Here is a 22,709-nt window from a genome sequence, read left to right as displayed (position 1 = left end):
AAGCGCCTGATAGCCTGCAAATACTGCTAAATGATCTCTAAAATTTACAATCGCCAATGAACCGAATTAATTCAGTTGGTTACCTGCTTTTGCGCTTTATCGTCTAAAGGCAACGTATAGTCAATCACAATCGCCGGTTATATGAAAAAACTTGTATTCCTTGTATCCCTTGTTTTTCCGACCTTTTTTACTGTGGCACAGGATACGCTCACCGTGACCAAAAATTTTGCGGACACCATCAACGTAAAAATAGATACCACCTACTGGCAGCGGTCGTTCAGCGGTGGCGTCAATGTCAACCAGGCTTCGTTTAGCAACTGGGCAGGTGGCGGAGTTAATTCACTGGCCCTGGGCTCGGTGATAGTTGCCCGGGCCCTGTACGAAAAAGGAACAATATCGTGGGACAACAGCGCCGATCTGCAACTGGGCTACGTCAGCCAGCGGGGTATTACCCGCAAAGCGGCCGATCTGCTCTTTCTGAATTCTGTACTGGGGCGTAAGCTTACGCCCCAGTGGGAGGCATTTGTGTCGGCGACATTGAGTTCGTTCTTCGCGCCCGGCTATCGTTACGAAAATCTGGCTGCCGACCGGAATCGCTTACTTGTTTCATCGTTTTTCTCGCCGGCGCAGCTGACGTTGGCCTGGGGGTTGGCCTACCGGCCTGCTGATTGGTTTTCGGTGCGTATCAGCCCCTTTGCGCCCCGGTTTACGTTTGTGACCGATGATGCGGTTCGCGTCCGGAAACTGGCCAATGGTACCTATGTGCCCGATCCCACCCAGGAAGCGTATGGGGTTAAAGCCGGCCGGCACGTCCGAACGGAGTGGCTGGCCCTGCAACTTCAGGCCATGCTGAACCGGAACCTGAGCGATAATTTTAACGTGAGTGCCCGCTACCTGCTGTACGCCAATTATCAGACGATGAACGCGATTGATCATCGCCTGGATTTAATGCTGACCGCCAAAATAAGCCGGTACCTCAGCACCACCTTTAGCCTGATCGGCTTGTACGATGAAGACTTCTCATCCGGCCTCCAGCTTCAGCAGACCTTAGCGATTGGGTTGCTGTACAACGTAACTACATTCCGGAAGAAGTAGCGCAGGCTCCCTACGGATGTAGTTGAGCATAGGCAGGAAAGAGGGCGTCCGGCGACGGTCTCTTTGGTAAGATGGCATTGCCGGTTACCAAACCGAGTTTGAGTAAGCGCGGCAATTAATCCTCTTATATGGATTATACGCACTGTTTTACGACAACATCATGTCAGACCGGTTTACAGATCAGGTAGCCATTGTTACGGGTGGAGCCGATGGCATTGGTAAAGCCATTGCCCGCCGATTGGCCTCCGAAGGCGCTACGCTTGCTTTATTTGACATCAATGAGCGTTCCCTCCAGCAGACGGTAGCTGAGTTTAATGAGCAAGGCTACCCCGCAACGGGTTATGCGGTAGACATTTCGCAGGAGCAGCCAGTGGCAGAAGCTATACGTGCCGTGGACGGAACTTTCGGCCGGCTCGATATTATGGTAAACTCGGCCGGCATTGTAGGGCCTACCAGTACCAAAATCACTGACTATGCCGTAGCGGATTTTGACAGGATCTACGGGATCAATCTGCGCGGAGCGTTTCTGATGACCAAATACGCTGTTAAAGCCATGGAGAAACGCAACTATGGGCGCATACTCCACCTGGCTTCCATTGCCGGCAAGGAAGGAAACCCGTTTATGGCCGGCTACTCGTCCACCAAAGCCGGCGTAATTGGCCTTGTTAAGGGAATTGGTAAAGAATACGCCGAAACGGGCATTACTGTCAACGGCATTGCGCCGGCGGTCATCCGGACGGCTATGAACGAAAATACGGCTCCGGAGCAACTGGCGTATATGACTGCCAAAATACCCATGAAGCGACTCGGAACCGTAGAGGAAGTAGCCGCTCTCGCTGCCTGGATCGTGTCGGCAGAGGCCAGTTTTAATACCGGGGTTATCTTTGACCTCTCGGGCGGGCGAGCTACCTACTAAGAATTATTGCTGTTACCATAGTAGACGAAAACCATTTATGCAGATCATAATAACCGGAGGGGGAGGATTCCTCGGGCAGCGGCTGGCCAGCACCCTGCTGAGCAGCTCCGTAGCGTTTGACGACTTACTGCTGGTCGATCTGGTCGAGCCGGCTAAGCCCGGCCCAGATGCGCGGGTGCGTTGCCAGCAGACCGATTTGACCGAGACCGGAGCGGCTACCGCCCTGGTAACTCCCCAGACCGGGTTGATTTTTCACCTGGCTGCAATCGTGAGCAGTCATGCCGAAGCCGATTTTGATCTGGGCTGGCGGGTGAACCTGGATGTTACCCGCCAATTGCTGGAGGCTTGCCGCCATACCCGCCCGGACATTCGATTTGTATTCTCCAGCTCCGTGGCCGTTTACGGCGGTGCGCTGCCGGCTCTGGTAACCGACACCACGGTCGTAACACCCCAATCGTCGTACGGTGCGCAGAAGGCAATGGGAGAACTATTGGTCAATGATTACGCCCGCAAAGGCTTTGTTGATGGCCGGGTAGTCCGGCTGCCTACCATTTGTGTGCGGCCAGGTCGTCCCAATCAGGCTGCTTCTTCGTTTGTCAGCAGCCTTATTCGGGAACCCCTGGCTGGTGAACCGGCCGTTTGTCCCGTATCGCCCGATCTGCCACTCTGGCTCTCAAGTCCGGATACGGTGGTGCAGAACCTGATCCATGCCGCTACGCTGCCAGCCGCCAGCCTGGGCAACTGGCGAACCGTAAACCTGCCGGGTATTCAGGTAACGGTACAACAGATGCTGGACGCGCTCGGGCGGGCGACCAATGCCGAAACCCTTGCCCGTGTCCGCTTTGAACCCAATGAAGCCATCAGCCGGATTGTCAGCAGCTGGCCGGGGGCCATCGACAACAGCCGGGCGTTAAGCCTGGGGTTTCAGGTGGACCATCACTTCGACGATTTCATCCGGCAACACCGGCGTGCCACGGGGTCAACACCCGCCTGACCCATGCCAGGCAGGAGCAGGAGGGGGCAGACGAACGGACCGGGGCTTTTGTTTGTTTATCCAATAAAAACAGGCTTATGCGAACGAAGGCTTTTATATGGATGGTGGTTGTGGCGAGTTTTCTGGCTGTCGGGCCGGTTTCTAAAGCCGGCAAGTTCGATGGCTGCGAGGCCAGCTTAAACCTGTTGTTGTATACGACGCAACAGTCAGCATCACTAAGCACAACCGACAAAACTACGTTGAGCCGGGCGTTACGAGGGGCCCTGGACGCGTATGGCCAGGGAAACACGTCGGATGCAGTACAGAAATTGAACGATTACCAGGGCTGGCTGAATCAGTTCTACTATACGCCCACGCCCAGAATCAACGCCATGGATTATTTGCGGCTGAACGCCACGCTGGGTACCACCCGGAACTGTCTGCAGCCGCAAACACCGCAGCAGCCTTCACAACAAGTGCCGCAGGATACCGTAAAACAGTAGATCATACTGACCGAAAACCAATAATACAGATGAGGCACTTTGAACAGAATTCAAAGTGCCTCATCTGTATTACTCCTTTTTGACTATCTTTTAAGAAGCTTGCTTGTACTTAGTATCCGGCCGTCGGAGCTGACGGTCAGGATATAGAGCCCAGGGACCAGATGATGAACCGGGAGCCGGATAGTTCCCATCTCTGCTTCGATCCGTTCAGCCGGAATCCGGCGACCGCTTGGGGTTATAAACTCCACAGAAAGGCGGGATAGGTCTGCCCCCGCCGGAACCGCTATGGTAACGACGTCTGTGGCTGGGTTTGGATACACGCTCCAGCTAATGGATTCCGCCGAGGAGACCCCGGCGCGGGTACTCGGGGTGGAGGGGTACAACCGCTCCCGGGGCACAATGACCGCTGAACTGCTGCCGGGAATAACCCAGAACAACTGCGCCTGAGCACCCCCGTAAGCTTCAAAGTACTCGACCCTGATATTGTACTTCTGGCCTGCCGTCAGGCTGATGGAGCCTTCTCTGGGAGTAGGTCCCTGCTGGGCCCAGTTATCGATAATGAGTTGATTGTTGACCCACACCCGAGTACCATCATCATTGTTGGTACGGAAGCTGTAGGTGCCTGTTACGGGCGCTTCGACCTGGCCGGTCCATCTTACGGAGAACTCATCGGCATTGACCACGCCAGGCTGGGGCGAGTCGTTCCCCCAGGGGAAGTTGATGGTAGCATCGACCCGGCTCAGCACCGCAGCACCTGACAGGTTCATGTTGTTAAAGTAGTTACCCTGCAAACCGGTACCGTTACCTCCACCGGCTACTGGTGGCTGATTGTTGCCGCCATCCGTAGCATTGGGGTAGAGCCGCTCTTTGGGCACAATGACGGCTGAGCCACCACTGGGTATGACCCAGAACAACTGCGCCTGGGCCCCTCCATAAGCTTCGAAGTATTCCACCTTGATGTCATATTTCTGGCCTGCCGTGAGGTTGATGCTACCCTCACGTGGGGTGGGTCCCTGTTGGGCCCAGTTGTCGATCAGCAGCTGGTTGTTGACCCACACCCGAGTGCCATCATCATTGTTGGTACGGAAGCTGTAGGTGCCTGTTACGGGCGCTTCGACCTGGCCGGTCCATCTTACGGAGAACTCATCGGCATTGACCACGCCAGGCTGGGGCGAATCCATGCCCCAGGGGAAGTTGATGGTGGCATCGACCCGGCTCAGTACCGCAGCACCTGACAGATCCATGTTGTTGAAGTAGTTACCCTGCAGGCCCGTGCCACTGCCACCACCGGCTACCGGAGCCGAGCTGACGGCCAGACTGAAGGTGGTGGTGGCAGCCTGCCCGGCTGGATCACTGGCCCGTACAGTCACCGTCGCAGTACCCTCTGCCGTAGGGGTGCCGGAAATACTTAACCCATTGGCCGAAAGGCCAGCCGGTAGTCCGGTGATCTGGTAAGAGAGCGCATCCCCATTAGGATCGCTGAAGGTGTTAGCCGGTATGCTGTAGCTGAAGGCGGTACCTACCGTGGCCTGCTGGTTGGGAATGCTGCTAGCCACCACCGGTGGTTGATTACCTCCTCCCGTTGAAGCACTGGGGTAAAGCCGCTCCCTTGGCACAATCACGGCTGAGCCGCTGCCGGGCATCACCCAGTAGAGCAGCGCCTGAGCCCCGCCATAGGCTTCGAAGTACTCCACCTTGATGTCGTACTTCTGGCCGGCTGTCAGGCTGATAGAGCCTTCTTTGGGGGTTGGGCCCTGTTGGGCCCAGTTATCGATCAGCAGCTGGTTGTTGACCCATACGCGGGTACCGTCATCATTGTTGGTACGGAAGCTGTAGGTGCCTGTTACGGGCGCTTCGACCTGGCCGGTCCATCTTACGGAGAACTCATCGGCATTGACCACGCCAGGCTGGGGCGAGTCGTTCCCCCAGGGGAAGTTGATAGTGGCATCGACCCGGCTCAGCACGGCAGTACCTGACAAATTCATGTTGTTGAAGTAGTTGCCCTGCAGGCCTGTGCCATTGCCGCCACCGGCCACCGGAGCGGCACTGACGGCCAGACTGAAGGTGGTGGTGGCAACCTGTCCGGCCGGATCACTGGCCCGTACAGTCACCGTTGCGGTACCCTCTGCCGTAGGGGTGCCGGAAATACTTAGCCCATTGGCCGAGAGACCAGCCGGTAGGCCGGTGATCTGGTAAGAGAGCGCATCTCCGTTTGGATCGCTGAAGGTATTAGCCGGTATGCTGTAGCTGAAGGCGGTGCCGACAGTGGCCTGCTGGTTGGGAATGCTGCTAGCCACCACCGGTGGTTGATTACCTCCTCCCGTTGAAGCACTGGGATACAGCCGCTCTCTGGGAACAATGGCCGCTGAACCGCTGCCGGGCACCACCCAGTACAAAAGCGCCTGTGCGCCACCATAAGCTTCAAAATACTCCACCTTGATGTCATATTTCTGGCCGGCTGTCAGATTGATACTACCCTCACGTGGGGTAGGCCCCTGGGGAGTCCAGTTGTCAATAATGAGCTGATTGTTGACCCACACGCGGGTACCATCGTCGTTGTTGGTACGGAAGCTATAGGTGCCGGTGGCAGGCGCTTCGACCTGCCCGGTCCAGCGGACCGAGAACTCATCGGCGTTGACCACACCGGGCTGGGGTGAATCGGTCCCCCAGAGGAAGTTGATGGTGGCGTCCACCCGGTTCAGCACCGTTGTGCCCGACAGGCTGGTGTTGTTGAAGTAGTTACCCTGCAAGCCTGTGCCAGTACCGCCACCAGCCACCGGGGCGGCACTGACGGCCAGACTGAAGGTGGTAGTGGCAGCCTGCCCGGCCGGATCGCTGGCCCGCACCGTGACCGTCGCGGTACCCTCCGCCGTAGGGGTGCCGGAGATATTCAGCCCGTTGGCCGATAAGCCAGCGGGTAGCCCCGTGATCTGATAGGTAAGCGCATCTCCGTTAGGATCACTGAAGGTGTTAGCCGGTATGCTGTAGCTGAAGGCGGTGCCTACCGAGGCCTGCTGGTTGGGAATGCCGTTGGCTACCGTTGGTGGCTGATTGCCTCCTTCGGTTGAAGCACTGGGGTAGAGCCGCTCTCTGGGTACAACGATGGCTGAACCGCTGCCGGGCACCACCCAGTAAAGCAGGGCCTGTGCCCCGCCATAAGCTTCGAAGTACTCAACTTTGATGTCATACTTCTGGCCGGCGGTCAGGTTGATGGAGCCTTCTCTGGGGGTAGGCCCCTGGGGAGTCCAGTTGTCGATCAGCAGCTGGTTGTTGACCCACACCCGAGTGCCATCATCGTTGTTAGTGCGGAAGCTGTAGGTGCCTGTTACGGGCGCTTCGACCTGACCGGTCCAGCGGACCGAGAACTCATCGGCATTGACCACGCCAGGCTGGGGCGAATCCATGCCCCAGATAAAGTTGATGGTGGCATCGATCCGGCTCAGCACCGCAGCGTCCGACAGGCTGGTGTTGTTGAAGTAGTTGCCCTGCAAACCCGTACCACTGCCACCGGCTACCGGTGGTTGATTGTCATCCACCGAAAAGGACGGTTGGTAGGGCGTAGCCGTTGCCCAAAAAGCGTCTGTCATGACATTAGCCCACAACTGGGCGGCCTTCTCCTGCCCGCTGCTATTGAGGTGAATTTCATCATACCGGTCAGAAGGTGTCAGGCCTGTGTCGTAATCTGGTCCCGGAAAATTATTGGCGGACTGAGCTACCTGCTCCTGCACCTGACGGATGTGGTGCTGCGGATTGGAGTACAGGAAAGGTGTGTGGCGGTTGATCACGGCTTTAAGCGGGAAGCCCAGATCCTGCCGGGCTTTCTCCAGAAAGCCATTGTACCAATTGACTAGTTCCTGCACATTTGTAAACGGATAGTCGTTCTGCCCGTGGTCCACCAGCACAGCTCTTACCCCGGTCTGGGGAATGTATTTGGTCAGCGTGTTTTTCAGGTTGGCGTAGGGCATGCCGATTGAGGCATCAACAAAATAATGCTCAAAGTAGATGCCCTGCGAGGATTTCCACCACATCTCCAGGGTTGTTCCCTGGTAAGCGGTTTGGAAAATCAGGATCGGAACGTTAAACCGCTGCGCCAGTACTTCGCCGAAGCGGGACCAGAAAAAAGGCTGTACGCCAAAAGGAGCAGGCCTGATGTTGCCGTATTGTCCGAAGGTATTGGGCAATTGGGCTGGGTCTGGTATTGGCTGATACGGCGGATTGTCGGAGGGCAGCGGCACGGCATTGACCCGGTCATCGTTGGAATACGGAATCGAATAGGTGTTGTCGGCCTGTGCCACGGAGTGACCCGCCACGATGAAAACTTCGCCAACGCCCACCCGCTCCACGCGGAAGGTACCGTTGCTGGTCTCCAGCAGGAGATCGTACCAGCCACCGGGTACATTGGTGAGCGCACCCGAGAATCGGCCATTACTCACCGTCAGGGAGGTACTGCTAACCTGATTGCCTCCCTGGCGGGAAACCAGTCGGGCGTTGATAACAGTGATGGATGGGTCGGCCTGACCGCTGACGGGAACCGTTGCGGTGTTGCTCGTATTTCGCTGGTAGACGATGCGGCTCACGGGACGCGAAACCGTAACCTGAGCCATTGCTGATGCAGCAAAAAGTAGCCCAAGTATTAAAAAATGTATATACTTAGTCATGAATAGATGAAAAGAAAAGCGTAAAATTTTAGAAATTTGTCAAATAGGGCGCAAAAAGAAACGATTCTTACATAGGATGCAAGACATCCTTTTACCGTTGGATAAGTGATTACGTTTTGTCGTATTATTTATCGCAGAAATCTAGTTTTTGGACAGCTAAAGCCCTTGTTTAACACGCACCATGAACCAGTACATACACGATCTGGCCGAAAAGCTCTGGCATTATCACCATCTGAATCATACCCTCGAAAAGGCCGACGCCATTCTGGTCCTCTGCAGCTACGACACGCGGGTGGCCGAACGTGGGGCCCGGTTGTTTCTGGAAGGCTGGGCCCCGTTGCTGATTTTTTCGGGGGGTCTGGGGGTGATTACCCGTTCTATGTGGACCGAACCCGAAGCCGACCAGTTTGCCCGCATTGCCATGGAATTGGGCGTGCCGGCCGAACATATTCTGATCGAAAACCAATCGACCAATACGGGGGAGAACGTTCAGTTTACCCGGCAGCTTCTGGCAGAGCGGAACCTGAGCCCGGAGACCTTCATTGTGGTGCAAAAGCCGTATATGGAGCGACGGAGCTATGTCACCTTCCGAAAAGTATGGCCTGAGAAGCACGTGATTGTTACGTCTCCCCAGGCCACGTTTGATGAGTATCTCAGTGAATATTCCAACCCGGATCTGCCGCCTGATGCCGTTATCAGCATCATGGTTGGCGATTTACAGCGCATCCGGCTGTATCCGACCAAAGGGTTTCAGATACCTCAGGAGATTCCCGATGATGTCTGGGCCGCTTACGAGACACTGGTAGAGGCCGGTTACGATAAGCATTTGGTCAGAGACTGACGCATCCGGCAGCGGGCGATTCGTCTAATCCGCCGGAATGGATAAAAAACTCGTCTGGTCAACAGGCACAGCGGGGCTGTTTTTTGTTATTTATCAGGACAATCAAACTGCTACTGCTATGACTCAGGACTTTCTGATGATTCCCGGCCTCCAGCCCGAAGAGATGATGATGCTTCAGGGTGCCACGAAAGACATGACCGAAAACCAGCAGCGGCAACTGGTCATGCTGTATCAGAGTAAGCGCCGGGACCCTACACTGACCCTGATTCTGGCTTTACTGGGTTTTGTAGGGGTGGCCGGTGTTCACCGCTTTGTGCTCGGTCATATCTGGATGGGACTCCTCTACTTCTTCACCGGTGGCCTTTTGCTGATCGGGACCATTGTAGACCTGATCAACCACAAACGAATCACCAACAAGTATAACCGGGAAAAACTCTTTGAATGTGTGCATATGGTAAGGATGGCACGGTAAGTAGACCAACGGTAGTTGAATAAACAGGGCGGCCGGTCTTCACCGCCTTTAAACCGCTGGTCATTATTCGTTTCTATGTTTGGCATTACTTCACCTTTTTTGCAGGGTTGTCAGCCTGGAGTGCTGGCAGAGGCTTTACTGGCAATATGAGGAAGCAATGACCATGAACATCATTTTTATAGTGATGGAGGCAGCTGTCATCCTGCTGATCCTGTACGAAGACAATCAAATCTCGAAGCTTGCCCAGCTCCGGCAGCAGCGTACGGCGCAGTTGGAACACCTGCGCCACCGGTACGCGGAGGCTCTGGTCAGTGGCAATAGGGGCGCTGCACTACGAGCCGGCCAGGCCTACTACCGTTTTTTGCGGAACGGTCAACTAACTACCTCCGACGAACAAGCTATTACCGATGATCTTATGCTAATTAATCCTTAACTCCTACCTGTCCTGTCGCCCAACGCCGTAACCGTTGTTCAGTAGAAAACCGAAGGAACCTCTTTAAAGATACACGGATTATTATGATCTACACGTATTTAGGTGATCGAATGACTGATCCGGATCTGAAGGGCGCAACCTGTTCAGCCGTTCGCCGGGCTGATGGCAAGACTATTCGCGGCAAAAACGGCTCAATGCTGGTTCAGTTTGAGAATGGGCGTACTGCTGTGGTTATTGGCCGACTGTTACGGAAACAAAGCAGCCCGACACCAGAAGCACAAGGCTGAATACAATGGTCATACAAATTCGTACCACCTTACGGTACCTCTTTCTGAAATGTGGGCTACTAATAACAGCTTTTCCTGACCTTGCCGCTTTGGAAAAGGATAACCCATTCCTGGCAGTGTGGAGGGAGTTAAAGCAGCGTGGGTATCTGGTCAGTTCCTCCACGTTCACTCGATAGTCAAACCAGTTGCCTTCACCGACAATGTCTGTGTTAGGCATCCAGACGGCAATAACCCGCGTCTGAGCGCTTACCCGGCTTACTGCTTTTTCCAGCGAGTGGCCAGGGCTTTCGCAAAAAAACCGGCCACACAGCAGCCGGTTTTTCGTAATCCATCTTTTTCCTTTACTCTAATGGGTCAAAGAGTGCCTGTCTGCCACAAACGTTGCATGAGCTGCCTTCTGGCCAGGGTACAAAAAAGCCAGCTACAGGGTGCAGCCGGCCTTAATGCCTTAGTTTATGTTTATTGCCTATCTAACCCCGATTGGCCAATAAATGTTGCCGGCCTGCCCTACGCAATCGCATCGTTGCCAAACACCGCCATTAGCCTCAGCTTGACATCGGCGTAAGATTCCTGCCTCAGGATCGGGCCGGGAATGCCGGCCACGTGGATAGCCGCCTGCCCGTCAACGTCTTCCACGGGGAGGATGTGATCCGCCTGGATCAACAGTTCGGCGGGGGGCCCTCGCGGTGGAGTTTGAGGAAATGTTTCATGGACTGGCTTACATCTCCAGGGTTTTGGCCAGTGCTTTACCGTTATCGTTTAAGGAATATATCCAGGTATCTGTGCCTCGGGCTAGTTCACGCTCTTCGTCAACGTATTGGCGGAAGGGATATTACTGGCATATTTCTTTGCACGCCTGTTTAGGCATGTCCGTTTTTTCGGCCAACGACTCAAGATACAACCGGGGCGAATCAGTGAGGGCTTTAAGGATTTTCTGGTGAAATGGCTGTAAGTTCATTGGTGTTTATGTGATTGGTTACTTGGCCAAGATAAGTCGAATGCATGCGGGATTGGTAGGGAGATTGAAAGCTTTTTTAATATGCGTGAGATTGTCCTACTTAATACAAAGCCCCAGCATCGCCGGGGCCTGTCTTATAATTCAAACAAAAGCAATTTACAAATTCAGTACAGCATCCGCAGCCAGCCGGGCGTTGGCATAGGTTTCGGTGGTGCCATGACCATCGTAAGAATAGAAATTTACCTCCATGGTCGAGCCCAGGCGCTGGCGCACAGCAATAACCAGATCCGGTTTGCTGGAATGAGAAAGCCGGACAATCAAGACTTCATTCAGTTCCACGGCTGTCGCCCGGTACCCGCTTTGCGTAAGACCCCTTTCCTCTATGAGAGCCTGATTCAGTAGTTTGTATGCCTCGATCATGGCCCTGCGGGTTTAGTGTCCAAGTCTGTCAGGTTAATGTCTTCAAGTAGTTCCATGCTCATGCCGCTTTTGCCGATTAACTTCTGAGCCATGACGAAAGTGACAAAAATGACGGTCAGAAAAAAGAAATTATTTCAGCAATCAATACCTTAACAAGTGGTAGCATCCGAAAAAGTGTAAACCAAAACAAAAAAGCACTTAACATTCCTGCTAAGTGCTTGATTTTTAAGAGCCCCCAGTCGGGATCGAACCAACGACCTACTGATTACAAGTCAGTTGCTCTACCAGCTGAGCTATGGAGGCTTATATTACTCCGGGCTGACCTACTGGTTATAAATCAGTTGCTCTATCGTGCGACGAACCGCAGCTGAGCTATGGAGGCTTATTCGTTTCCGAATTGTGGTGCAAATATAGACGGCTGGCCTGTATTGCGCAAGTATTCGGATAAATAAAATGGCCACTGGCGGCTAAAAATCACATTTTTGACGTCAGTGGCCACTAAAAGTATTGTTACTGAGCCTGTTGAATTACCTTGAGCTGGTGACGTAATTCGTCGACCTGCTTCTGGGCGGCATCGATCTTCCGATCGATGTCGGCGCGGAGTTTGTCGGCTCCTTTTGAGCGGGCAAAAAACTCGATGTTGTTGCGGTACGTGGCAATGTCGTTCTCCAGCGCCGTAATACGCCGGCGAATGTCACCCTCCCGCTTGTACAGCTCGCGGCCGCCACCTCCGCCCTCGCGGGCCAGTTCGGCTTCGTTTTCGAGCATCACGCGCTCCTTCTCCTTCGACGACAGCTTACCGGTCGAGCCCACCAGCGCGTTGATAGCGTTGATGTACCGCTTCTGGATCGTCTGCATATCTTTCTTCGGCACAAAGCCGATGCTGGCCCATTCGCGCTTGAACTCGTTCAGGTTCGACAGATCAGCACCTTCCTTCGCGGCTGCTTCAATGCGCTCGCAGAGGGCTACCTTCTTCGCCAGGTTTTCTTCAAACTCTTTCTCTACCGCCTGGTTCTTCGACCGCTTCCGATTAAAGAAGGCATCGCAGGCCGTTTTGAATCGCTCGAAAATACTGTTCTTTTGTTTCTCGGGTACCTGACCGATGGTTTTCCACTGACGCTGCAATTCAATGACCTTCTGGGTAGCTTCCGGCGATTCGTCGCCCGACTCCAGAATGCCCTCTACCTGCTCGCAGAGCGACACCTTCTGCTGGAGGTTCTGTTCCCGCTTGGATTCAAGCTGCTTGAAGAACTCTCCTTTGTTGTGGAAAAACGACTTCAGAGCCGCCCAGAACTTCTTGCTCAGCTCTTTGCCTTCTTCGCGGGGCATCGGGCCACGCAAGTTGTTCCAGCGCTCCTGAATGGACATGACCTCTTTGGTCTTGTCGTTCCAGTCGTTGATGCTGTTGGAGGTAAATGAGGTAAACGGCACCAGGTCTTCGTACAGCTTCGATTTCTCTTCGTACAACTGTGCCGATTCTTTCCGCTGCTCCTCTGACTGCTCCCGACGCTTGTCATACAGCGTGTCGAGGGCCAGCTTCATGCGCTGCCAGAGCGCTTCCTGATCGGCCTTCGGGGCCGGACCAATGTGCTTGTACTCTTCAAACAGGGCGTTGGCTTCGTCGATGGTCTGGCGGGTAACCGGCTTCTCCGAGGAGTCTTTGGCCATGGCCTCTACCTTCTCAATGACTTCGGTCTTCAGCGTCAGGTTTTTTTTCCGGTCAAGCTCCTTCAGTTCGAAGTAGATGTTGCGGTTGCTGTAATACCGGTCTACCAGCGCGTGGTAGGTAGCCCATAACGTAGCGTTGTGCGGGGAGTTGATATTGCCCGCCGATTTCCATTCTTCCTGGATCTGCTTGAACTCGTTCCAGCTCGATTTGGGATCACCGGCATTGTTTTCGTCGGCCTCCACCAGTTCGCGCAGGCGACGCAGTAACTCGGTCTTAGTGGCGAAGTTGGCGTCCTTAGCTTTGTCGAGCTGCTGGAAGTAGTTATTTTTCTGCGCTTTAATCTGCTTATACAGACTATCGAAGCGCTGGATGGTTTCATCGTATTTGAATTCGAATCCTTCTTCGGAGCCGTTCTCGTCTACATACTTCTGCTGCGCCGATTCCCGATCCGCCTGCTTGATCTGGTCAAACAGCGGCCGGACTTCTTTCAGCACCTCATCGGCTTTCTTGTAGTCGGATGGGGTTACCGATTCGCCTTTCAATGAGTCCAGCCGCTTTTCCAGCAGCGCCACAAAGTCTTCTTTCGAATAGTGGCTGTAATCTTCCGAAGGCGCAGCGGTGGTCTCTTCGGCAGTCTCCATGTCTGCCTGCGAATAATCGGCGGTAATTTCTTCGGCCACGGCCGGATCGAGAGCCTCCGTCCCTGGCTCTGCCGGTTCGTCCGTCGAGCCGGATGGTGCTTCGGCGGCTGCCGCTGGAACAGGAGTTTCACTATCGGCCGACGGAGCATCAGATTCGGATTCGGCTGTCGGCTCATCACCCACCTGCGCGGGTGCGGCAGCTTCCGGCGCTGTCTCTTCCTGGGCGGCACTCTCCGGTGCGGTGGCTTCCGGCGCTGTTTCTTCCTGAGCAGTAACGTCCTGTTCCTGGAGAGCACTTTCCAGTGTGGCACTATCCAGTGGGGCACTATCCTCGGAGGTACTGGTCACATCAGCCGCTTCGGGCACAGCTGCTTCCTCCGTTATTGGGGTAGTTTCGTCGGCTGTAACGGAGCTGTCTGTCTCCGCGTTGGGAGCAGTTGCCGGCGTTACATCCTCCGGTAAATTTGTATCGGTTTCGGGTTGGGTTGGTTGCATAGTGGTTTCCTCCGTTGCTTCCACGTCTGTCGAACCGGTGGGGTTTTCCCCAGCCTCGGCAGATGCGTTAGCAGCGTCCTCTGTTGCATTCGGATCCAGCATATCGGTTGGCGGTGGCGTCAAATCCTTTTGCTGGTTAATTTCCTGTTCTTCGTTTGCCATGTGGTAGCGTACCAATTACTTTTGCAAAAGTAAAAAAAAAGCCGGTTCTCTGGTAGGTTTATGCCTGAATGGCACTTAAATAGAATAATATGTCGACCGTACTTGCTGATTTACGGAGGGAATATACATTAAACGGATTCGATGTAGCAGATGTTTTACCCGATCCGGTGCCGCAATTTACCCGCTGGTTTGAGGCTGCGTTGCAGGCGGGCGTACCCGAGCCGAACGCCATGCACCTGAGTACGGTATCGGCCGATGGGCGTCCGGCGGGTCGTATTGTGCTGCTGAAAGAGCTCAGCGAAGGCGGCTTTGTCTTCTATACCAATTACACCAGCCGCAAGGGAAGTGAGCTGACCGGCCAACCGGTTGCGGCCCTGACGTTCTTCTGGCCGGAGCTGGAGCGGCAGGTGCGCATTGAGGGCCATGTTGGGAAGGTGAGCGACGAAGAATCCGATGCCTATTTCCGGGTGCGGCCACGGGGTAGCCAGATCGGTGCTTGGGTGTCGCACCAGAGCGAAGTGATCGCCGGCCGGCAGGTGCTGGAAGATAACTGGCGCGAATTGGAAGGACGATTTGCCGGGCAGGATGTGCCCCGTCCCCCTCACTGGGGCGGTTTCCGGCTCATGCCCGATACCGTTGAGTTCTGGCAGGGCCGTCCCAGCCGCCTGCATGACCGCATCCGCTACCGTCTCGACGGCGAAGCCAGGTGGGTGATTGAGCGGTTGGCACCCTAAGGGAGTGGGCAGTAAGCAGTTTGCAGTAGGCAGATATGCCGGGTCTCATTTTCTGCCTACTGCTCACTGCAAACTGCCTGATGAAAACCCCACGCTAATAAAGCTCAAACAAATTCTTCACCCCCAGCATCCGGTGGCTCACGTAGCCTTCGCCGAACTTGGCACCGATCTGATGCCCGAACTCGCGGGCGCGGGCTTCCAGGAAATCCCAGAAATCCCGGCTGGAAATATAGCTTTCCGGCTCATCGCTGTTGGGGTCGTAAAACTGGCTCCTGAACGCCCGAATGGATTCCAGTTTGCCTTCCCAATAGTCGGAAATATCCACCACAAAAGTGGGCTTCAGGGATCGGTCCTGGATGAAATGGTAGACGAATTTCGGTCGCCAGGCTTCCTGCGGCTGCCCATCGCGCCCGGTCGTTTCTATACGTCGTAATCCAGCGTAAAAACAGGCTTCGTAGACCAGTTCGGCGGCCCGGCCGTGGTCGGGATGACGGTCGTCGACGGTGTTGGTCAGCACAATATCGGGTCGGTAATGGCGGATGATCGGGATGAGGGCCATCTGGTGTTCTTCATCGTTGCGGAAAAAGCCGTCGCAAAATCCCATGTTTTCGCGGGCGGCCAGCTTCAGAATTTTACTGGCCTCGGCGGCTTCCTGCAATCGAATCTCGGGCGTACCCCTGGTACCGAGTTCGCCCTGGGTCAGGTCAACGGCCGCTACCGTTTTCCCCTGCGCAATGAGTGATAAGATTGTTCCGCCACAACTCATTTCCGTATCGTCGGGGTGGGCAGCAATCGCCAGTACGTCTACCTTCATTAAATCGGTCTGTTTTTTGTCTTTTACGGCTGTAAAGTTTCCTATTAAACCCGAAACAAGTATATAGCAGCCCCAAAAACTGCGTAATAAATTTTTACCGCTATGCTATTCACCGTTGACGAAAAATCGAGCGTGCCCAAATACCGGCAGATTGTGGAGGCAGTGGTGAAAGGTATTGAACAGGGTACCCTGAAGCGAAATGAGCAATTACCCTCGATTAACGAGTTCAGCGAAGAATATTACCTGGCCAGAGATACCGTTGAGAAGGCGTATAATGTGCTGAAGAAGGAGGGTATTATCCAGGCGGTTCGGGGTAAGGGCTTTTTTGTCCGGCTCGACAGTCCGGGCCAGATACGGGTGCTGTTGCTGATCAACAAACTGAGTGCGTATAAGAAAATGGTGTATTACGCGCTGCTGAATACCCTTGGCTCGAACGCCATCATTGATCTGCGGCTGCATCACCACAGTGCTCAGCGGTTCAAGACCTTGCTCGAAGAGAACCTGGGGCAGTACAGCTACTACGTGGTCATGCCGCATTTCTACGAGGATACCGAGCAGGTGAACGTGCTCCGGCTGCTGGAGCAGATTCCGGCCAATCAACTGGTGCTGCTGGATAAAGATCTGCCTGATCTGAAGACTTCTCATTCGGCTGTCTATCAGGAGTTTGACCGAGATGCGTACAAGGCGCTGGAGTCGGGCCGTGATCTGCTGGAGAAGTACCGGAACATGACACTGGTGTTTCCCAGAGATGTGTATTACCCCAAGGAAATCATTCGGGGGTTTCGCAACTTCTGCGTCCACAACAAAATGGAATTCCGGCAACTGGATACCTTAACCGGGACCCTGCTGGAAGCCGAAACTGTATACGCAGTCCTCGAAGATTCGGACCTGGCCGAACTGGTCCGCCAGGCCAAGCAGCGTAAGCTGCAACTGGGCCGGGATGTTGGTGTCTTAGCGTTCAACGATACCCCCTTAAAGGAAGTGCTGGCCGATGGCATTACCGTTATCTCCACCGATCACGAGCAGATGGGGATTACGGCCGCTCAACTGATGCAGCAGCACCGGCAGGAGAAGATTAAGAACCCCTTTCAATTGATCCGGCGGAATTCGCTGTAAAGAGTGAAAGAGTGAATGAGTGAATGAGCGTTACCCTGGCGAAGCCAATCACTCTATCACTCTTTCGCTCTCTCACTCTTTAAATATCCCTTCAACTCCGAAATAGTCCGGATGCCTAACACACCAGCCTGCTGATCCCGCATCACCAGCGCGTAGGTGTTGTTGAAGCCAAGGGGTGGTAGCCAGTTGAGGGCGTAGCGCTTACGAAATTCCCTGGCTACGTACTGGTACACGGCCTCTGGGTTGCCTTTCAGCGAATCAAGCGTAGCCTGATTAGGCTGTAGAATGACCAGCAGCCCGGTGCCAATATACTCCGGGTAGAGGTCGATGGCACCGGCGCGGAGGGCGTCGAAGCAGAGTTTGGTACCGCCCAAACCGGTTTTGGTGATGACCTGTAAACGCGTATGCCCCTCTACCAGATGGCGAATGATCTCGGCCAGGATGTACTGCTCCGAAAAGATCTTTGATCCGACCACAAGCTGGCCGGTGCGGGAGCCGGGTGCCTTTTCGCTCCATAATCTGGTTTGCTTCAGAAAATCGATGGCTACCTGCTCTGGCAATTGGTGGAGGTAGTCTACGCGGTAGTTTAGCCCGGTCATTACGGAGTCGGTCAGCTTTCCCGCGAGCAGGTCAAGCACCGACTGAAGCTCGGGATGGTTCTGTAGGGTGACCTGCCGCACGAGCGGAGCGGCATAGTAGGGCGGGAACGAGTTTTTGTCGTCGGTCAATACGCGCAGGTTATACGCTTTGAGCCGGCCGTCGGTGGAGTAGCCGCTGATGATGTCGACCTGCTTCCGGTGAATGGCCTCGTACATCAGGTTCTGGTCCAGCAGCCGCGTCGAAACGTTGAGACCATAGGTTTTAACAAGCCCCGGATACCCGTCGGCCCGTCCGATAAACTCATGCGCAAACCCCGCCAGCAGCTTTGTCTGACTGGCTTTTGGAATGAGGTAAAATGCCGAGAGCACCGGCAAAAGCAAGCCAAAAAGCAGCGCAGCCCGACGGAAACGAGCCAGCCGTAGCCGTTGCAGCCGCGCCAGTCCCGCATCCACCAGTACCGCCAGCAGCGCAGCCGGTATGGCCCCGGCCAGAATCATGTTGACGTTGTTGAGCGCAATGCCGCCGAAAATAAACTCTCCCAGGCCCCCGGCCGCAATGTAGGCCGCCAGCGTGGCGACACCCACGTTGATAACGGCCGCCGTGCGGACCCCCGCGAAAATGACCGGCAGGGCCAGCGGTAATTCTACCCTGGTCAGTACCTGCCAGTCGGTCATGCCCATACCCAGTGCCGCTTCTTTCAAGGTAGAACTGACCTCGCGTATACCGACGTAGGTATTGCGGATAATGGGCAGCAGCGCGTAAAGGAACAGGGCGACAATGGCGGGCCAGACGCCGATGCCCAGTACCGGAATCAGAAAGCCCAGCAGCGCAATGCTTGGCACCGTCTGGAGAACGCCGGCAATGCCCAGCACCAGCGTAGCGGCCCGGTTATAGCGGGTGATAAGAATACCCAGCGGAAGGCCGACAAGCAGGGCAATCAGCAGCGACAGGCCCGTCAGGCCCAGGTGGATCAGCGTCTGCTCGGCCAGCTTGCCCGCTTGTTCGGAGATGAAGGTCAGAAAGTCGTTCACGGTGGGAGGGATGAGAACAGGTCAGGAGGGAGGGGATTGCCGCCATTGCCCAAAGGCACTCAGCAGGTTCTGGCTGGTTAGCGGCCCAACGACATCGGCCAGTTGAACCGCAGCGGTCTGGCCTTCAGCCATCGCTTTAAGCGCATCCGATACGCTGGTGTCCGGCGGTAATAGTAGGGTATCGGACGGCATCGGCTGGTAAGTAGCGAGCAGGGGCAGCAGGTCCTGTAGCGTAACGGTCTGGAGTTGCAGCGTCAGGCGCTGGTCATCGAAGAAACGCCGGACAAAGTCATTGGCCGGACGGAGCAGCAGCTCTTTGGGCGTGCCGATTTGCTGGATACGGCCCTTATCCATCAGACAGACGCGGTCGCCGAGTTCAAACGCTTCCTGCACGTCGTGGGTAACCATCACAATGGTTTTTTGCCGGAGGGCGTCCAGGTGCCGGAACTCCCGCCGGATGCTGGCGCGGGTAACGGGGTCGAGCGCGCCCAGTGGTTCGTCCATCAGTACCACGGGTGGGTCGGCCGCCAGCGCCCTGGCCAGCCCGACCCGCTGCCGCTGACCACCGCTCAACTGGTCGGGGTACTGGTGCAGGCTGGCCTCCGGCAGGTGCAGCATGGCAAGCAACTCCGCTGTCCGCTGCCGAATGCGCTGGTCGGCCCAGCCGAGCAGTTGGGGGACTACGGCTATATTCTGGGCGATGGTGTAATGCGGGAACAGCCCGGTTTCTTGGATGACGTAGCCGATGGTACGCCGGAGGTCATGAACGTTCTGCCGGCGGATGTCGGTGCCGTTCAGGTCAACCCGGCCGGCGGTAGGCTCAATGAGCCGGTTAATCATCTTGAGGGTGGTTGTTTTGCCGCAGCCGCTGGTGCCCAGTAGAACCAGCGTTTCGCCCTCGCGGACCGAAAATGATACCTCATCGACGGCAGTATGGTTAGGATACCGCTTGGTCAGGTGCTGGACCGTGAGCATGGGCTACTCCTCGACGCGAACACCTTTCCAGAACGCCACCCGGTCTTTGACTTCCCTGGCCGCTTCTTTAGGCTCGGGATAGTACCAGGCCGCGTCGGGGTTGGTTTGGCCGTTCACCGCCAGCGTGTAGTACGACGCCACTCCTTTCCAGGGGCAGGTGGTATGCGTCTGACTGGCTTGAAAATACTCCGACTTAATGGCGTTTTTGGGGAAGTAGTGGTTGCGTTCGACCACGACGGTATCATCGCTCTCGGCGATAACCGTTCCGTTCCAGATGGCTTTCATAACAGGTTGTCAGTATTGTGTATTACCGGAACGGAAGGTAGCAAAAAAGGTTTCAATTCTGCTTACTGCGCCCGCGCCGACATGGCCGGTACCTGCTCGTTCAGCCGGGCTACGCGAATGCCCGAGAAGGATTTATTTGCCTGGACATAATCGGCCAGTGGTTGCTTCGTAATCATCACTTCGCCGTATTCGGAGGAGGCATGCAGGAGGTAGGGGCGACCGTTCTGCCACACCACAAAGCCAACGTGTTTCATGTCCAGACCTGTCCGGGCCGCGGTCAGCATCACAATATCGCCATCCTTCAGCCGGCTCTCAATGGCGCGAATCTGCTTCTTGGGGATAAACCAGAATGACTGCTGGCTAATGGCTGCTTCGCATTGGGCGATTTGCCGGTACACGGTCGAGTCGCTCAGTTTGGGATACTTCCAGGTGCAGGCGGTCATGTACGACACTGGTTTTGATACCTGGATGCCGCCAATTTCGCCGGTAATGTCGTGGATCAGGCCCTGCCGTTCGTTGTCCATCAGCCACTCCGAAAAGTAGTGTAGCCGGCTGGCATAGCCGTTAATAACGCCGTTGCGATACCGGATTCGGGTCAGGTTTTTCTGAAAAAGCTCGTCGTACTGGTTAAGGTTCTGCTTGTCGCTCAGTTCGTGCCAGCCAAGTGCCAGCGCAAGCGTCGTTTCAAGGAAGGTGGTGCAGTCAAACTCCCGGAAGTTAACGACCAGTTTCTCCTCTGGACTGCGGTCCAGGGTATGGGCTACGTAGGGCCGTCCGATCAATGTTTTGCCAATGGTAACGGCGGTTTCTGCCGGCGTTTTTCCGACAGTGACCGTTACCTGACGAATATCAGAAACGATGGGCTCCTGGCTAAAAGCAGTAAAATACAGGTGGAAAAGGAGGAAAAGCGTACCAAACGTTTTGGCCATTTTTCTTAGTCAGGTTAAGCATAGAAGCCCACGAAAATACAAAAGCGGACTGAAAAATTCGCCCGCTTCTGCGCATATGGTCGTATTTTAACCTGTTCTTAAGCAAAACTGTTCAGAAAGCTATTCTGGTTTCAAACGGACGCCTTAACCCGCACATCGTCGCGGTCGGTAACCCGCAGCGAGAGCAAACCGGCCAGGATCATGGAGATTCCGCCCAGCAATAGCGCGTAAATCGGCTGTCCGTTGAAAAAGGCGGTAACCAGAAAACCCAGCAGGGCCGCGGCTACGATCTGCGGGATAACAATGAAGAAGTTGAATACCCCCATAAAGTACCCCATTTTGTTGGCCGGCAGGGCTCCCGCCAGCATGGCGTACGGCATTGACAAAATACTGGCCCAGGCTATCCCCACACCTACCATCGACAGCAGCAGGTAATTAGGATTGCTGATAACAAAGAACGAGAGCAGCCCCAGGCCTCCACAGAACAGACAGATCATATGGGTAAACTTCCGGCTCGTGCGCCGGGCCATCACCGGAATGGCAAAAGCCACAAGCGCCGAAATAGCGCTGTAGGCGGCAAAGCAAACGCCTACCCAGTCGGCACCGTCGTTGTAGACTTTGGACGTAGTATCGGTAGTGCCGTAGATGTAACTGGTGACGGCCGCTGTGGTGTAAATCCACATGGCAAACAGGGCGAACCAGGAGAAAAACTGTACCACCGCCAGTTGCTTCATGGTCGCGGGCATATTGCCCAGATCGTTGATGATGGTAACGAAGCTGTTCTGGTGATTCCCGCTTCGCTGAAGCATACCGGCAATGGCAAACAGCAATCCGATAATGAGCATTCCGGAAGAAAAGATGTATAACTCCTTATTCAGCGTTTGGGTAGAGAGCCAGTAGGTTAACGCAAGACCGAGTACCACCGCAATGAGTCCGTAGCGAATCTGCCGGCCACCGGTAGCAACATACATGGCCGGATCGCCGTACGCGGCTACATCGGAGTGGTCTTCAGCATGCTCCCCGAAGGCTTGCAGCTCCTCCGGCGAATATTCGTGGGAGCGGAACACGGTCCAGAGTACTGCCAGCAGGAATACCACTCCACCAATGTAGAACGACCACTTCACCGAGTTGGGAATAATGCCGGCCGGGGCTTCATTGGAGACACCAAACCAGTTCGTCATCATGTAGGGGAGTGCCGAAGCCACCACAGCACCGGTACCAATAAAGAAGCTCTGCATGGCAAAACCAGCCGTACGCTGCTCCGACGGCAGATTATCGCCCACAAACGCCCGGAACGGCTCCATCGAAATGTTGATGGATGCATCCATAATCCAGAGCGTCAGGGCGGCTATCCACAGCACCGGCGAGTTGGGCATGAAAAACAGCGCGGCCGTTGACAAAATTGCCCCGGCCAGAAAATAGGGCCGCCTACGACCTAATCGTGTCCAGGTACGGTCGCTGAAATAACCGATGATGGGCTGCACAATCAGACCCGTGAGCGGAGCGGCTACCCAGAGGATGGGGATATCGTCAATGTTGGCACCGAGCGTTTCAAAGATCCGGCTGACGTTGGCGTTCTGAAGGGCAAAGCCGAACTGAATACCCAGAAAGCCAAAACTCATGTTCCAGATCTGCCAGAAGCTGAGCAGCGGCTTCCGGCGCGTCCCGGCGGGGGTTGAGGTTGAAGTAGGAGATGCCATAT

At 55.1% G+C, this 22,709-nt stretch carries 20 protein-coding genes and 1 tRNA gene; 10 read left to right on the top strand and 11 right to left on the bottom strand.

Annotated elements, in window-relative coordinates:
- Positions 1-141 precede the first annotated feature (141 nt).
- The 4 genes from ABD949_RS10930 (at position 142) to ABD949_RS10915 (ending at position 3,487) form a co-directional block, all read left to right on the top strand.
- Complete coding sequence (locus ABD949_RS10930) at positions 142-1,095, top strand: DUF3078 domain-containing protein (RefSeq protein WP_345243374.1); 954 nt, start codon at positions 142-144, stop codon at positions 1,093-1,095.
- Positions 1,096-1,255: 160 nt separating this feature from the next.
- Positions 1,256-2,011, top strand: a complete 756-nt coding sequence (locus ABD949_RS10925) for an SDR family NAD(P)-dependent oxidoreductase (RefSeq protein WP_345243372.1) — start codon at positions 1,256-1,258, stop codon at positions 2,009-2,011.
- 37 nt (positions 2,012-2,048) lie between these two features.
- Entirely contained in the window at positions 2,049-3,005 is a 957-nt protein-coding gene (gene denD, locus ABD949_RS10920; RefSeq protein WP_345243370.1) for a D-erythronate dehydrogenase, read from the top strand.
- A 77-nt stretch (positions 3,006-3,082) separates the two neighbouring features.
- Positions 3,083-3,487 (top strand): hypothetical protein, encoded by a 405-nt coding sequence (locus ABD949_RS10915; protein ID WP_345243368.1) that lies wholly within the window; start codon positions 3,083-3,085, stop codon positions 3,485-3,487.
- Between the two features lie 83 nt (positions 3,488-3,570).
- Here the strand turns inward: ABD949_RS10915 and ABD949_RS10910 are convergent, their stop codons facing one another.
- A complete protein-coding gene (locus tag ABD949_RS10910) occupies positions 3,571-8,091 on the bottom strand; it encodes a PA14 domain-containing protein (protein WP_345243366.1) in 4,521 nt (1,506 codons plus the stop codon).
- A 235-nt stretch (positions 8,092-8,326) separates the two neighbouring features.
- Here ABD949_RS10910 and ABD949_RS10905 point away from each other — a divergent pair, with 235 nt between their 5' ends.
- From ABD949_RS10905 to ABD949_RS10890, 4 genes are all read left to right on the top strand, one after another.
- Positions 8,327-8,986 carry a YdcF family protein gene (locus tag ABD949_RS10905; protein WP_345243365.1) on the top strand — a complete coding sequence of 220 codons (660 nt, stop codon included), beginning with the start codon at positions 8,327-8,329 and terminating at the stop codon, positions 8,984-8,986.
- Positions 8,987-9,104: 118 nt separating this feature from the next.
- Entirely contained in the window at positions 9,105-9,458 is a 354-nt protein-coding gene (locus tag ABD949_RS10900) for a TM2 domain-containing protein (RefSeq protein ID WP_345243364.1), read from the top strand.
- Between the two features lie 163 nt (positions 9,459-9,621).
- The gene (locus ABD949_RS10895; RefSeq protein ID WP_345243362.1) at positions 9,622-9,891 is read left to right on the top strand and encodes a hypothetical protein; all 270 of its coding nucleotides are present in this window, start codon (positions 9,622-9,624) and stop codon (positions 9,889-9,891) included.
- Positions 9,892-9,974: 83 nt separating this feature from the next.
- Entirely contained in the window at positions 9,975-10,178 is a 204-nt protein-coding gene (locus ABD949_RS10890; RefSeq protein ID WP_345243360.1) for a hypothetical protein, read from the top strand.
- A gap of 507 nt (positions 10,179-10,685) precedes the next feature.
- Here ABD949_RS10890 and ABD949_RS10885 read toward each other — a convergent pair.
- The 4 genes from ABD949_RS10885 to ABD949_RS10870 all read right to left on the bottom strand — a co-directional run bounded on the left by ABD949_RS10885 (position 10,686) and on the right by ABD949_RS10870 (position 14,523).
- On the bottom strand, positions 10,686-10,814 hold the full coding sequence (locus tag ABD949_RS10885) for a hypothetical protein (protein WP_345243358.1): 129 nt from the start codon (positions 10,812-10,814) through the stop codon (positions 10,686-10,688).
- Positions 10,815-11,292: 478 nt separating this feature from the next.
- Positions 11,293-11,556 (bottom strand): hypothetical protein, encoded by a 264-nt coding sequence (locus tag ABD949_RS10880; protein WP_345243357.1) that lies wholly within the window; start codon positions 11,554-11,556, stop codon positions 11,293-11,295.
- Between the two features lie 230 nt (positions 11,557-11,786).
- A tRNA-Thr gene (locus ABD949_RS10875) sits at positions 11,787-11,859 on the bottom strand.
- 207 nt (positions 11,860-12,066) lie between these two features.
- Entirely contained in the window at positions 12,067-14,523 is a 2,457-nt protein-coding gene (locus tag ABD949_RS10870) for a DUF349 domain-containing protein (RefSeq protein WP_345243356.1), read from the bottom strand.
- A gap of 89 nt (positions 14,524-14,612) precedes the next feature.
- Between ABD949_RS10870 and pdxH the strand changes: the two genes are divergently transcribed.
- Positions 14,613-15,257 carry a pyridoxamine 5'-phosphate oxidase gene (gene pdxH, locus ABD949_RS10865; protein WP_345243355.1) on the top strand — a complete coding sequence of 215 codons (645 nt, stop codon included), beginning with the start codon at positions 14,613-14,615 and terminating at the stop codon, positions 15,255-15,257.
- A gap of 94 nt (positions 15,258-15,351) precedes the next feature.
- On the opposite strand, the gene bshB1 is transcribed toward pdxH, so the two are convergent.
- Positions 15,352-16,071: a bacillithiol biosynthesis deacetylase BshB1 gene (bshB1, locus tag ABD949_RS10860; RefSeq protein ID WP_345243353.1), complete on the bottom strand. Its 720-nt coding sequence runs from the start codon at positions 16,069-16,071 to the stop codon at positions 15,352-15,354.
- 102 nt (positions 16,072-16,173) lie between these two features.
- Between bshB1 and ABD949_RS10855 the strand changes: the two genes are divergently transcribed.
- Complete coding sequence (locus ABD949_RS10855) at positions 16,174-17,187, top strand: GntR family transcriptional regulator (protein WP_345243351.1); 1,014 nt, start codon at positions 16,174-16,176, stop codon at positions 17,185-17,187.
- A 56-nt stretch (positions 17,188-17,243) separates the two neighbouring features.
- On the opposite strand, the gene ABD949_RS10850 is transcribed toward ABD949_RS10855, so the two are convergent.
- From ABD949_RS10850 to ABD949_RS10830, 5 genes are all read right to left on the bottom strand, one after another.
- Positions 17,244-18,818: an ABC transporter permease/substrate-binding protein gene (locus tag ABD949_RS10850; protein WP_345243349.1), complete on the bottom strand. Its 1,575-nt coding sequence runs from the start codon at positions 18,816-18,818 to the stop codon at positions 17,244-17,246.
- A 21-nt stretch (positions 18,819-18,839) separates the two neighbouring features.
- Positions 18,840-19,793 carry an ABC transporter ATP-binding protein gene (locus ABD949_RS10845; RefSeq protein ID WP_345243347.1) on the bottom strand — a complete coding sequence of 318 codons (954 nt, stop codon included), beginning with the start codon at positions 19,791-19,793 and terminating at the stop codon, positions 18,840-18,842.
- A 3-nt stretch (positions 19,794-19,796) separates the two neighbouring features.
- Positions 19,797-20,078 (bottom strand): DUF427 domain-containing protein, encoded by a 282-nt coding sequence (locus ABD949_RS10840; RefSeq protein WP_345243345.1) that lies wholly within the window; start codon positions 20,076-20,078, stop codon positions 19,797-19,799.
- A gap of 62 nt (positions 20,079-20,140) precedes the next feature.
- Positions 20,141-21,007: an N-acetylmuramoyl-L-alanine amidase-like domain-containing protein gene (locus ABD949_RS10835; RefSeq protein ID WP_345243343.1), complete on the bottom strand. Its 867-nt coding sequence runs from the start codon at positions 21,005-21,007 to the stop codon at positions 20,141-20,143.
- Between the two features lie 131 nt (positions 21,008-21,138).
- Complete coding sequence (locus ABD949_RS10830) at positions 21,139-22,707, bottom strand: MFS transporter (protein ID WP_345243341.1); 1,569 nt, start codon at positions 22,705-22,707, stop codon at positions 21,139-21,141.
- Positions 22,708-22,709 lie beyond the last annotated feature (2 nt).

It is taken from the genome of Nibrella saemangeumensis (assembly GCF_039541915.1).
In the GTDB taxonomy this organism is placed as follows: Bacteria; Bacteroidota; Bacteroidia; order Cytophagales; family Spirosomataceae; genus Nibrella; species Nibrella saemangeumensis.
This window is presented reverse-complemented; position numbering and strand designations above follow the sequence as displayed.